The 12,769-nt window shown below is 74.1% G+C and carries 11 protein-coding genes; 5 read left to right on the forward strand and 6 right to left on the reverse strand.

The features are described from left to right. On the reverse strand, positions 1-379 hold a 379-nt coding region (locus WD250_03245), incomplete at its 3' end, for an HD domain-containing protein (protein ID MEX2619214.1). Positions 380-687: 308 nt separating this feature from the next. On the opposite strand from WD250_03245, the gene WD250_03250 reads away from it, so the two are divergent. Beyond that, positions 688-1,086, forward strand: a complete 399-nt coding sequence (locus WD250_03250; protein ID MEX2619215.1) for a hypothetical protein — start codon at positions 688-690, stop codon at positions 1,084-1,086. A gap of 137 nt (positions 1,087-1,223) precedes the next feature. On the opposite strand, the gene WD250_03255 is transcribed toward WD250_03250, so the two are convergent. Next, positions 1,224-1,604, reverse strand: coding sequence for a hypothetical protein (locus WD250_03255; GenBank protein MEX2619216.1), 381 nt, complete (start codon positions 1,602-1,604; stop codon positions 1,224-1,226). A 412-nt stretch (positions 1,605-2,016) separates the two neighbouring features. Between WD250_03255 and WD250_03260 the strand changes: the two genes are divergently transcribed. Then, positions 2,017-3,288 (forward strand): class I SAM-dependent RNA methyltransferase, encoded by a 1,272-nt coding sequence (locus WD250_03260; protein ID MEX2619217.1) that lies wholly within the window; start codon positions 2,017-2,019, stop codon positions 3,286-3,288. A gap of 34 nt (positions 3,289-3,322) precedes the next feature. Beyond that, complete coding sequence (dacB, locus tag WD250_03265; protein ID MEX2619218.1) at positions 3,323-4,795, forward strand: D-alanyl-D-alanine carboxypeptidase/D-alanyl-D-alanine-endopeptidase; 1,473 nt, start codon at positions 3,323-3,325, stop codon at positions 4,793-4,795. 158 nt (positions 4,796-4,953) lie between these two features. Here dacB and WD250_03270 read toward each other — a convergent pair whose 3' ends face one another. The 4 genes from WD250_03270 to WD250_03285 form a co-directional block, all read right to left on the reverse strand. After that, on the reverse strand, positions 4,954-5,889 hold the full coding sequence (locus WD250_03270; GenBank protein MEX2619219.1) for an adenylate/guanylate cyclase domain-containing protein: 936 nt from the start codon (positions 5,887-5,889) through the stop codon (positions 4,954-4,956). Further along, entirely contained in the window at positions 5,882-10,282 is a 4,401-nt protein-coding gene (locus tag WD250_03275) for a protein kinase (GenBank protein MEX2619220.1), read from the reverse strand. The genes WD250_03270 and WD250_03275 overlap by 8 nt, the downstream gene beginning before the upstream one ends. A gap of 12 nt (positions 10,283-10,294) precedes the next feature. Further along, positions 10,295-10,834, reverse strand: a complete 540-nt coding sequence (locus WD250_03280) for a hypothetical protein (protein MEX2619221.1) — start codon at positions 10,832-10,834, stop codon at positions 10,295-10,297. Positions 10,835-10,946: 112 nt separating this feature from the next. After that, the gene (locus tag WD250_03285; GenBank protein MEX2619222.1) at positions 10,947-11,129 is read right to left on the reverse strand and encodes a hypothetical protein; all 183 of its coding nucleotides are present in this window, start codon (positions 11,127-11,129) and stop codon (positions 10,947-10,949) included. A gap of 75 nt (positions 11,130-11,204) precedes the next feature. Here WD250_03285 and WD250_03290 point away from each other — a divergent pair, with 75 nt between their 5' ends. Together WD250_03290 and WD250_03295 are read left to right on the forward strand one after the other, a co-directional pair. Next, a complete protein-coding gene (locus WD250_03290) occupies positions 11,205-11,912 on the forward strand; it encodes an MBL fold metallo-hydrolase (protein MEX2619223.1) in 708 nt (235 codons plus the stop codon). A 90-nt stretch (positions 11,913-12,002) separates the two neighbouring features. Next, complete coding sequence (locus WD250_03295; protein ID MEX2619224.1) at positions 12,003-12,698, forward strand: DsbA family oxidoreductase; 696 nt, start codon at positions 12,003-12,005, stop codon at positions 12,696-12,698. Positions 12,699-12,769: the final 71 nt, after the last annotated feature.

Below are 12,769 nucleotides of genomic sequence, written 5' to 3' on the forward strand. Positions count from 1 at the left end.
CGGGTCCGCGTCGGCCAGCGCGTCGATGGTGTGCTGCTTGCGGGCGGCCCAGCTCGCCGGCGAGCGGTCCGCGCCGGCGCCGACGTCCACGTCGGTGCATGCCGACGAGCCCGGCGACCCGGTCACCGAACTGCTCACCGATGCGGTCGAGCATCTCGCTCATCGGCAGGTCACCGTCCTCGACCGCGTCGTGCAGCAGCCCGGCGATGGCCTCGTCCTCGTCCCCACCGTCCTCAAGCACCAGCGACGAAACCGCCAGGAGATGCGCAAGGTAGGGAACCCGGCTGCCCTTGCGTGCCTGGGTGCGGTGCACCTCGGCGGCGAACCCCACCGCACGCGCGAAGCGCGCTGACACCTGGGTGTCGGGTGTTTCGTTCATGATCGCCTCTCGCGTCTTGCCGGCCGCGGAGGGCGGCCAGGCCCGCTCTTTCCCTGGGCACCCAACGCGAGGTTCGGGAAGCCGGGACCCTGTCTGTCAGGGACTGCAGACGGCCGTCCGCTCGTCCGCTCCTGAGCTGCGTCCACCCTACCGCCGGGGTGTGACCCGAAACGTGACTGCTCTGTCGTCGGATCTGACAGGTCGTTCGCGATCCGGCACAGTGAAGCACCGACAGAGGCGGGCCATCCCAGGAGCGCCGCGGGGCGCAGGGCGGTGCCGCGCATTCGGGTGGCGGACGGAGTCCCTCCATGGACGGCAAGATCGATGCAGTGTCACGGATAGGCGCCGGGCTCGCGGGCGTGTTCTTCGCCGCTGCGGGACTCGTCGCCTTTCTGGCTCCCGCAGCCTTCTTCGAAGCGGCCGCTGCCTTCGAGCCCTACAACGCACACTTTCTCCGCGACATCGGCGCGTTCCAGGTGGGACTCGGTGCGGCACTGCTGCTCGCAGTATGGATCCGTGACGGGCTGGTGGTGGCGCTCGGCGGGGTGGGGATCGGGTCCCTTCTCCACGCCATCGGTCATGGACTGGACCGTCATCTGGGAGGCACGCCCGCCATCGACATCCCCTTCTTTGGAGCCCTCTCGGTGCTGTTGCTCGCCCTCGCCGCGCTCCGCTGGCGGACGATCGCACAGCGGCGTCTTTCCTGAGATCACCGCGCGCTGTGACGCGGCAGCTACAGCGGAACCGGCGGCGGAGGAGTGGTCGCCGCCGTGTCAAGTGGCAGTGCGTTCTCCCCGTGGGCGGTCATGAGATCTTCCGGATTCGGGGGGCCGGACACGACTGCTCAGACCAGCTCTATGCCGACGTTGTCGGCGTACGCCGCCAGCGCTCCCACATCCGCCTGGTCGCCGGTGAGCACGGTTCCGCCCGGTTCTGCGAGCGCCACGAGCAGGGCATCGACGGCGGAGCCCTGGCCCGCTTCACGACGCAGCCGCGCTGCCCGTCGGGCAACACCTTCTGCAACGGCGCTGTCGACCACGCAGGTGTTGAGAAGCCGGTTGGTGCTGGCATCGCGGGAGGGATGACCCTGGAGGCACTCCACGAGCACGACGGTGGGAACTACCGGGGGCCACAGGTGCGCTGACCGGAGGGACCGGATCAGCGCGTAGGCCCGTGTGGACCGCTCGGCGAGGCGACTGACCCCGCCGCTGTCGAGTACAAGCACGCTACCCCGCTTGGTCCAGGCTGCGGCTCCTGATCCGTTGGGCGATCGCCTCAGCCCGAGACAGCTGCCGTGCAGTGGGTTCGCCTACCTCTGCCCCGAGGTCGCTGAGGTACTCGTCAACGGCGTCGATGGCATCGCGCCGCTCCAACTCGGCACGCACGGCCTGCTGAAGGAGCTCCGAAGCAGGCAGACCCCGGCTCTTCAACGCCTCGTAGAGGTCGTCTGGCAGATACACCTGGACCCGAGGCATACGCCTCACTATACACACGCCCACACGCCGCATCGTGGTCGCCGCCAACATTTCGCCGTCAGGAGCGACGTGAGATGAGCATGACGGGGCAGGCGGGCTGCCCGGCGGACGAGCCCGCCGGTCGGTGGTGGAGCCCGGCGCCCCCGCCACTACGATCCCCCCATGCCTGCTGACCACATCGACATCGTGCTGCACGGGTTCACCCACGGCGCCGAAGCCGTGGGGCGCCTGCCGAACGGCAAGGCCTGCTTCGTCGGCCACGCGATCCCCGGAGAACGGGTGCGCGTGGAGATCATCGAGGAGCGTGACCGCTGGGCTCGCGCCCGTCTGGTGGCGGTCCTCGAGCCCTCGCCCGACCGCATCGACCCACCCTGCCCCCACTTCGGCCCGCAGCGCTGCGGTGGCTGCGCCATCCAGCACGTCGCGCCCGCGCGCCAGGCGACGTTGAAGCGCCAGGTGGTCATCGACCAGCTGGAGCGCATCGGCGGGATCCCCGATCCCCCCGTGGTCGCGACGATCACCCCGGGGGAGCTCGGCTACCGCAACCGGGCCCGCTTCGCGGTCGACGACGCCGGCCGCCTGGGCTTCCGCCGGGCGGGCACCCACGACGTCCTGCCGATCGACCGCTGCCCGCTGCTCGACCCGGCGGCGCAGGCCGTGCGCGAGGAGGCCGGTGACGGCTGGCAGGGCGTGGAGGAGGTGAGCGTGCGGGCGGCGGTCGCCGGCGAGGGCGCCGCCATGACCGTCACCCCCGGCCCTGACGCGCTGCCCCCGCTGCCGCCGGGCACCACGCCCGTCGCCCTGCTCGACGACACGGGCGCCGCCCACGCCCTGCGCGGCGACCCGACGGTGGTGGAACGGGTCGCCGGCTTCGACTACCGCATCTCGGCGCGCAGCTTCTTCCAGGCCAACACAGCCGGTGCGGAGGTGCTGGTGGCCGAGGTCCGCGGAGCCGCCGCGGTGCAGCCCGGCGACGCCGTGGCCGACCTGTACGCCGGCGTGGGCCTGTTCAGTCGACCGCTGGCCGCCGACGGGGCGACCGTCGTGGCGGTCGAGGGTGACGCCACGGCGTGCGAGGACGCCCGGTACAACCTGGCGAACACGACCGCCTCGGTCGTCTGCGAGCCCGTGGTCGCCGCCGTGCGGCGGATGGCCGCCGAGGTGCGCGCGACCGCCAGGCCGGGCGACGACCAGGCCGGATTCGCCGTCGTGGTGCTCGACCCGCCACGGCGGGGAGCCGGCCGCGACGTCTGCGGGCGCATCGCGAGCCTCCGGCCGCGCACGATCGTGTACGTCTCCTGCGACCCGGCGGCGCTGGCGCGCGACGCCCGGGTGCTGGCCAAGGCCGGCTACCACCTCACCCGGGCGGTGCCGGTCGACCAGTTCGCCCAGACCGCCACCATCGAGGTCGTGGCCACCTTCGCCCGCCGGTAGCGCCGGCAGGTAGCGTCACTACACTCGGGCGGACATGCGTCTTCGTGTCGGTCTCTTCCTGGTGGTGTGCCTCCTGCTCGGGGCCGGCCTCGTGCAGCTGACTGCGCCCGCACCGCCGGACGTCACCGCCGACGACCGGGCATCCCCGGGCCGACGCCCGCAGGCGGCGACGACCGCGGAGCCAAAGCCGCCGCAGCCCGATCTCAACCCGCCCCTGCCGCAACGCCTGGCCGGGCTGGTGGCGCACGAGGGCGTGGCCGGACAGGTCGTCGGTGTGTCGGTGACCGACGCGGACGGCCGTCCCGTGTTCGAGCACCACGCGGGCGCCCATCTCCTACCGGCGTCGGCCCAGAAGCTGCCCGTGGCGGCGGCCGCCCTGGCCACCCTGGGCCCGGACTTCCGCTACGAGACGATGCTGCGCGCGACCTCCCGGCCGGAGCCCGGCGGCGTGCTGCACGGTGACCTGGTGCTCGTGGGCTCGGGCGACCCCGCCCTGGCCACCCCCCAGTACGGGCAGCTGCGCCCGGACCGGCCCCGCACGCCGCTGGAGGCGCTGGCGGACCGGGTCACCGCCGGGGGGATCACCCGGATCACCGGCGCCGTTCTCGGCGACCCCGGCGTGTTCCCGCATCAGCCGCAGGCGCCGGGCTGGGTGCCCCGGTACCTGGAGCAGGGCAACACGACGCGTTCCTCGGGCCTGACCGCCGAGGGTGGGCGGCGGCTGTTCATCGAGGGCGGCCGGGTGCGCTCGGTGCCGGCCGCCGACCCCGCGACCACGGCTGCGGCCGCGCTGCACGCGCTGCTCGTCGAGCGCGGCGTCGTGATCGACGGCGGCGCCGCCGCGACGGCGACGCCCCCGCCCGCCCCCGTCAACGTGGGCGGCGTCACCAGCCCGCCGCTGCTGGACCTCCTGCGCTACACCCTGCAGCGCAGCGACAACCACCTGGCCGATGCGATCTTCCGCACGATCGGGACCGCGTCGGGGGACGCCACCTGGGCGGGCTCGGCCGCCGCCACCCGGCAGGCCCTGGAGGCGCTCGGCCTCGACCTCGCCGGCACCGCCATGGCCGACGGGTCAGGCCTGTCGCGAGGCGACCGGCTGTCCGCGACGTTCCTGACGGCGCTCGACGCCCGGATGACCGACTCCACGCACGGCTCGGTGTGGCGAAGCCTCATGGCGGTGGCGGGCGAGAGCGGCACCCTGCAACGCCGGCTGGTCGGCAGCGTGGCGGAGGGCCGCCTGCGCGGCAAGACCGGGTCGCTGCAGGATGTCATGACGCTGTCAGGGACGGTCATCGGCCCGGACGGATCCCGCTTCCATTTCGCGGTCCTCGGCAACGACCTCGACGGTCCCGGCATGCAGGCGGTGCGCCGGCTGCAGGACCTGGTGGTGCTTGCCCTGGCCGAGGACCTGTACGGCTGCGCGTGGGAACCCGCGGCCCCACCGGCCACGGCGGATCCCGATCGGCCGGCCGACCAGGAGCTGGCGCTGGTCTGCCCGACGTGACCGGTGCCGGTGCAGACCACGAGTCCCACGCAGCGTCGACGGAGGTCGCCATGACGGTGCGGGTCAGTCACGGGACGTCTCGGCATCTTCATCGCGGTCGCTGCGCGACCGCCACCGCCGGCACAGCAAAGAATCGCCTCCGCTGACGCTCCGGCGATTCACGTCTCAGCCCACTCCACGGCGTGCAGCACGAACTCCCCCGCGAGCCCCTTGAGCCCGGTCCGGCGCGGCTCACCGAAGCGCAGGTCGCCGCGCGTCGCGACGATCTCGCGCACCAGCGACGACAGGAGGATCTCGTCGCCCGTGGCCTGCGCCGCGATGCGCGCGGCGATGTTGACGTGCAGGCCGAACAGGTCGCCGTCGTCGCCCACGATGGCCTCGCCCGTGTGCACGCCGACCCGGATGCGCACCCCGTGCTCGGGGCGCTCCGCCCGCAGGGCGGCCATGTCCCGCTGCACGGCGATCATGCACTCGAGGGCCCGGCGGGCCGAGGGGAACGTCAGCATGAAGCCGTCGCCCTGGGACTTGACCTCCACGCCGTCGTGCTCGACCAGGCGGTCGCGCACGATCTGGTTGTGCGTGGTCAGCACGTCGAACCAGCGCTGGTCGCCGAAGGCCTCCGCCTGCTGGGTCGACGACTCGATGTCGGTGAACACGATCGTGACCGTGCCCTCGCGCATCGCCGCGCGGGGCGGCGCGGGGCGGTCGGCGGCGACCTCGGCCGCGACCCGGTCGATCGACGTGACGGGCGCGGGGCCGTCGAGGTCGCGCGATCGGCTCCCCGCGGTGCGGCCGGCGAGGCGGACGGTGGTGTCGCCGAGCTGCACGACCGAGTCCGACGTGAGCGTGGCCGTGCCGTCGAGCCGCTCGCCGTCGAGCGTGGTGCCGTTCGTGCTGCCGAGGTCCTCGACCTCGACCGTGTCGCCCTCGGGGCGCAGCACCAGGTGGCGGCGCGACACGCCGGGGTCGTCCAGCAGGATCCCGGAGCAGTCCCGCCCGATCTCCAGGGCCTCGTGCAGCACCAGGTGCAGGGCGGTGCGGCCCGGCTCGCGGACGACCACCACCGCCACGTTGGCCATCACGACGCTACCCACACCCGGCTGCGGTCTCGCCCGGTCCGAGGTACGTGCGCTGCTGCTCCTCGTCGAACGCGCCGCCGGCCCGCTCGCAGGCCCGCCCGGTGTCCAAGACGTCCCAGATCCGCACGGTGCCGTCCTCGCTGCTCGTCACGAAACGCCTGTCATGGGGGTGGGCCACGACCCGCCAGACGGCCTCGTCGTGCGTAGCGAACGCGCCCCCGAGCGCACGGCCGAGCGCGACGTCCCACAGGCGGATGGTGCCGTCCCGGCTGGCGCTCACCGCCGTGGCGCCGTCGGCGAGGAAGGCCACGCCCGTGGCGCCGCCGGGATGGGGGGTGAGGCGCGCCGAGCGCTCGCCCGAGGGCGTGGTCAGCGTGACGTTCTCGTCGGCGCTCGCGATCGCCAGCCGGCCTCCGTCGGGCGACCAGTCCACGCTCCACACCGTGTTGCCGTCCGCGGGCAGGGCGGTGCCCACGCGTGCACCGTCCTCTGGGCGCCAGAGCTGGACGTTGCCCTCCCGGTCGCTGACGGCCAGGATGCCGTCGGGGCCCCACGCCATAGCGGTCACCCCGCCGCGATGGGGGCCGAGCGGTTCGCCCGCCGCGCGCCCGGCACCATCCCATGCCCGCACCACCCCGTCGTCCCCGCCGGTCAGCAGCCGGTCGCCGTGGAAGCGCGCGACCGTCACGGCGCCGTCGTGGCCGTCCGCGCGAGCCACCACGTCGCCGCTGCTCAGGTCGTGCACGAGCACCGTGCCGTCGGCGCCGCCCGACGCGACGGTGGCGCCGTCGGGGCTGACGTCGAGCGCCCACACGGCCGCGGTGTGGTCGGTCATCGGTCCGGCGAGCAGCGCTCCGGTGTCCGTGCTGAACACCCTGATGGCGCCGGTGCCGTCACCGGTGGCGACGACGTCGCCGTCGGGGCTGACGGCCACCCCGAACGCGCCCTCCTCGTGACCGTCGAGGACGGTGCCCAGCGCGGCCTCGCCGCGGGTCCAGATCTGCACCGTGTGGTCGAAGCCCAGGCTGGCCAGGACGTCACCCGTTTCGGACAGAGCCGTCGTGAGCACCTGCCCGTCGTGGCCCGCCACGGTCGGGGGCAGCTCCTCCTCGTCGGCGGTGCTCCAGGCCCGGATCCGGCCCTGCTCGTCCCCGGCGAGCAGCAGGCGCCCGTCCGGGGAGAACAGCACCCCCCGCAGGTCGCCGGTGTGGCCCTCGAACGGCTCGGTGACCAGGTCGGCGGTGGTGGCGTCCCACAGCCGGATGCGGCCGTCGGACCCGGCGGTCGCGAAGGTCTCGCCCGCTGGGTCGACCGCGAGCCCCGACAGGAAGCTGTCGTGGGCGGTGAACGCATCGAACGCCTCCTCGCCGTCGGGCAGGGACCAGCCCCACACCTCGCCCTGCCCCGGGCCGGCGCCGGCGAGGAGCAGCGCGCCATCGGGGCTGATCGTCAGCGCGTCGATGCTGAGGGCCTGGTCCTCGAGCAGCGGGTCGCCGAGCTGCTCGGCCTCGTGGAGGTCCCACAGCCGCACGGTGCCGTCGAGGCTCCCCGACGCCACGGTGGTGCCGTCCGCGCCGACCGCGGCGGCCCACACGATGCCGCCGGTCGTGCCGAGCAGCTGGGAGGACGGCACGGCCGCGGGGTCGTCGAGGTCCCAGCGCCGCAGGGTCTCGTCGTCGCTGGCGCTGACCAGCCACCGCCCGTCGGGGCTGAAGGCGAGGTCCTCGACCGCGGCGTCGTGGCCCTCCAGCGGCGCACCGAGCGCTCGCCCGGAGTCCACGTCCCACAGGTGGACGGTGCCGTCCCGGTCGCCGGTGGCCACGACCTCGCCGTCGGGACGCACGGCAAGCGCCAGGGCATCGCCGACGTCCAGGGCCGAGCCGGCCGGCGCGAACGTGGCGGACTCGAGGGCCCTGCTGCCCTCGACCAGCGCCACCCGCGCCTCGAGCGAGGGGCTCCCGACCCGCTCGATGGACTCCACGGCGAGCGCCAGCGCCAGGCGCGGGTCCTCGTCGACCAGCCCGGCCGCCTGGGTGGCGAGCGACTGTGCGAACCGGGAGGTCGCCTCGCCCAGCGCGGAGAACGCCACGAGCGAGGCGCCGCCGGCGACCGCGGTCAACACCCCCAGCACCGCCACCGCCGTACGCCGGACGCGCCGCGACCGGCGGGAGGCCTGCTCGCGGCGCGCCTCGGCCTCGATCGCGGCGGCTTCGCTGGCCGCCAGCAGGTCCCGGCCGGCCGGGGACAGCTCGTCGCCGTGGCCGGCCGCCCACTCCAGCGCCGACTGCAGCGGGGTGCCGCGGTACAGCAGGTCCGGCTCGCGTCCCTGCGCCACCCACTCGGCTCCGGCACGGTCGATGCGCTGGCGCACGCGCAGGTCGTCGCGGCTCTCCTCGATCCAGCCCCCCAGCCGGGGCCAGCTGAGGATCAGCGCCTCGTGGGCGATCTCGATGGTGTCCCGGTCGACGGTGAGCAGGCGCGCGTCGGTCAGCTCCGCGGCCACCTGGGAGATCTCCTCGGTCTCACTCTCGTTCAGGTCGGCCAGCTGGAGCGGCCGGCGGGTGTCGGGTGTGCCGTCGCCCGGTGTGACGAGGCGCAGCAGCAGGCGCCGGGCGACGCGGCGCTGCGTGTCGTCGAAGCGCTCCTTGTACACCGCCTCCGCGGTGTGGGCCAGCGCGCCGGCCACCCCGCCGGCCTCGCGGTAGCCGGCCAGGGTGAGGCTCGTGCCCCGGCGGCGGCGCCACGTCTCGGCCAGGGCGTGGGAGACCAGCGGCAGGTACCCCGGCTCGCTGCCGCCGTCCTCGAGGATGGCGTCCACCAGCCCGTCCTCCAGCCGCAGCCCCGCCTGGCGGCCCGGCTCCTCGATGGCCTGGCGCAGCTCGCTGCGCGTCATCGGCCCGACCAGGACCTGGCTCTGGGTGATCCGCTGGGCCAGCCACGGGAACTGCGCGCTGGTGCCGTAGAAGTCCGCCCGCATGGCCATGACCAGGCGCACCCGGCTGTCGGTGGGGTCGACCATTCCGGCGAGCAGGTCGAGGAACGCCTCCTGGTCCTCGCGCCGGCCGCCCTGGGTGAACAGCTCCTCGAACTGGTCGATGACGACGAGCAGGCCCCCGGTAACGTCGGTGATGCTCTCCGCGACGGAGCGCGCGCCCAGCGGGTCGCTCAGGAGCTCGTCGGCGTCGCCGAGGCCCGTCGCCTGCTGGGTGGTCGTCCGAGCGGTCTTGGCGAGCTGGTAGGCCAGCTCGCGGATGGGCTCGGACCGCGGGGCGAACAGCATCACCGGCCAGCGCTCGCTGCCGGCCAGCCCGCCGGTCGCCACCGCCGGGATCAGGCCGGCGCGCACCAGCGAGGACTTCCCGCTGCCCGACGGGCCCCCGACCATGAGGGTGCGGGATCGTGCCAGCCGGTCGATCAGCTCGGCGACGAGCGCGTCGCGCCCGAAGAACTGCGCGGCGTCCTCGGGCTGGAAGGCGGCCAGCCCCTTGTACGGCCCCGTGGTCGCCAGCGCGGTGGGCTGGGTGACCGCTGCCCGCTTGGCCTCGGCCATGCCCGGCCCCAGGCAGGCCAGGACGGCGTCGCGCCAGGCGTCCATGTCTGCGAAGCGCTCGTCGGGATCGGCGGCCAGGCCCCGCTCGAAGAGCGGTTGCCAGCGGTCGTCGACGAGGACCAGGGCGCCCTCGAGGTCGGGCGGCAGCGGGGGCGGTGTGCCGGTGATGGCCTCCCACAGCACGCCCGTCGCGGCGAAGATGTCCGCTGCCGGGCGCACGGGTGCGTGGGGGTCGAGCTGCTCGGGCGCGTGGTAGTGCGGCGTGCCCCCGATCACGCTCGCCGCACCGCCGGTGCGCACCACGTCCTTGGCCAGGCCGAGGTCACCCAGCAGCACCCGCTCGTCACCGGCGACCAGGCCCTGCTGCACCTGGGTGGCCCGCGCGCCGCGTGCTCCGTGGGCGCCGGCGGCGTCGTTGGCCTGGAGGAACAGGTTGCGCGGGTTGACGTCACGGTGAACGATGCCGGCGCGGTGCAGGGAGCCCATGCCCTCGGCCAGGGACGTGGCCAGCCGGCGGGCGCTCGCCGGGTCGAGTCCCGCGCCGCCGCGGGTGGCGAGACGGTCGTCGAGCGTCCCGCGCTTGGCGAACTCCATCACGAAGTAGGGCCGCCCGTCCTCATCGAGCTCACCGATGTCGTGGACGGTGACCAGGTGGTCGTTGCGGATGCGGCGCAGGAGGCGCGCCTCCTCCAGGAAGCGCTCGCGGATGTCGGCGTCGGCCCCCCAGTTCTCGGCGAGGACCTTGATGGCCACCGCGTCGTCGAGCACCTCGTCGTGCGCGCGGTAGACGACCGCGAACCCGCCGACGCCGATGACCGACTGGACCCGATAGCGACCGATGCGCTCCGGCAGGCGCATGGCTCCTACCGTTCAGCTCTCCAGCACGTCGGAGACGTCACGACAGTGGACCATGTCGGCATCGATGACCGCGTGGTCCCGGTCCGAGGCCGTCACGCAGAGCTCCGTGGACTCGCCCCGCGCCCCGGGCGAGACCGCGCCCTCCGTGACGTAGGTCGGGTAGTCGTCGGTGACCTCCCACTCACCCTGCTCGGCGCCGCGGTCGTCCGCGTCGGCGCTCACCTCGTCGGCGGTGTAGGTGTCCCAGTACACGTGGATGTGGTTGCGCGACACGTCCGGGAGGAAGTTGGCCTCCCAGGTGATGCTGAGCTCGTCGCCCTCCGGGACGACGTCGACGATCTCGATCTCGCAGCCCTCGGCCGGGCAGGCGTTGGCGACTGGGGCGTCGCCGGTGTCGTCGCCGGCATCGTCACCGTTCACGACCACGTCGGGGTCCGTCGCCGCATCCCCGCCGTCGTCCGTGCCGCAGCCCACCAGCAGCAGGACGACCGCCACCCCTACGAGACCGGCTCGGACCATCTCGACCACCCACCCCAGGTCGCTCGACTGCAAAGTCCCGCGTCATCCCCGCGTCCGGACCCAGACCGCGGCCGGTCGCGGGGACTGATCGTAACACGGGCGACGCCTCCTGCACCGGGATTGTGCACCCGCGGACACCGTCGCGCTAACCGGCCGCGACCCACACGATCCCGACGAGCAGCAGGATGGCTCCCGCCGCGCCGGTGACCAGCCCGTACGCCCGGGAGTGGGCCCGCATCGGACTGCTGCCAGCCACACGGCCCCCGGCGACCACCGCGGCCCCGTACAGCAGCAGCAGGACCCCGACGAGCAGCACGATCCGCGCCATGCCTGCGATGCTATGGCGTCCACCCCGGCCACGCGTGGACCCCGGTCCACCCGACCAGCGGAGCGCACGCGCCACATGGACAACCACACCGAGCAGCTGGCCGACGGTGTCTGGCGCGTCGAGGTGGCCACGTACGTCAACGCCTACGTCGTGGCCAACGACGGTCGGGGCGACGCCGAGGGGCTCACGGTCATCGACACCGGATGGCGCAAGAGCGGGTCCAGGCTGGTACGCAGCATCCGCCTGGCCGGGCTCGATCCGCGCGCCGTCGGCGACGTGCTGCTCAGCCACTGGCACACCGACCACGCGGGCGCCGCCGCCCGGTTCGCCCGCTCCAGCGCCGGGGCGACCGTGTGGATCGGCGAGGCCGACCACCCGGTGATCACCGGCGCGGTCGCCCGCCCTCCCGACGCCGACGGGACGCGCCTCGCCCGGCTGCTCAACCCCCGGTGGCCGATGCCCGAGCCCGTCGAGGACGCCAGGGTGCTGACCCCCGGCCAGCACTTCGACGTCGGTGGCGGTCTGGACGTGGTCGCCGCCCCGGGCCACACCCCCGGCCACTGCGCGTTCCTGCTGCCTGAGCGGGGGGTCCTGCTGTCGGGCGACGCGGTGTTCAACATCTGGTTGCTGTCGCGCGGGCCGCGCTTCATGTGCTCGGCCCTGCCCGCGCTCCCGGCGACGCTGCGCCGCCTCGCCGGCCTGTCCTTCGACACGCTGGGGGTGACCCACGGACCACCGCTCACCCGCGACGCCCCGGCCCGGGTCGCGGCGCTGGTCCCCTGACTGCTCGCAGCCCGTGCCCTTGGCGACCCGGAAGATTCAAGGCCCGGAACGCGTTGGCAGGGAGACGACCCCCGAGTCTTCGAGGAACCCATGCAGGTCGAGATCTGGTCAGACGTGGTGTGCCCGTGGTGCGCCGTCGGCAAGCGGCGCTTCGAGGCGGCGCTCGCCCGATTCCCCCACGCCGACGACCTGGAGGTGACGTGGCGCAGCTTCGAGCTCGACCCCGGCGCTCCCCGCCGACGCGACGTGTCGACCACCGAGCACCTCGCCGCGAAGTACCGGGTGAGCCATGCGGAGGCCCAGGCCATGCACGAGCGCATGACGGAGGTCGCGGCCGGCGAAGGACTGCCGTTCCGCCTCGACATCGCCCGCAGCGGCAACACCCACGACGCGCACCGGCTGCTGCACCTGGCCCGGGAGCACGGCGTGCAGCACGCGATGAAGGAGCGGCTGCTCACCGCGTACCTGTGCGAGGGCGAGCCGGTCGGCGACCCCGACGTGCTCGCGCGTCTGGCGGTCGACGCAGGCTTGGACGGGCAGGTGGCGGCCGCCGTGCTCGCCGGTGACGCCTACGGCGACGCGGTCCGCGCCGACCAGGCCGACGCGCGGGCACTGGGCGTCACCGCCGTGCCCTTCTTCGTGGTGGACCGTGCCTTCGGAGTGTCCGGTGCCCAGCCGGCCGACGTCCTGCTCGAGCTGCTGACCGAGACGTGGGCGCACACGGTCGCCCCAGCGATCGACCACGCCGCCACCGCCGACTGCGCCGAGGGCGGCTGCACCGTCTGAGACGTGAATCGCTGGAGCGCCAGCGGAGGCGATTCTCCGCTGTGCCGGGCGTGGGGGGGGGGGGGGGGGGG

This window comes from Egibacteraceae bacterium (genome assembly GCA_040905805.1).
Classification (GTDB): domain Bacteria; phylum Actinomycetota; class Nitriliruptoria; order Euzebyales; family Egibacteraceae; genus DATLGH01.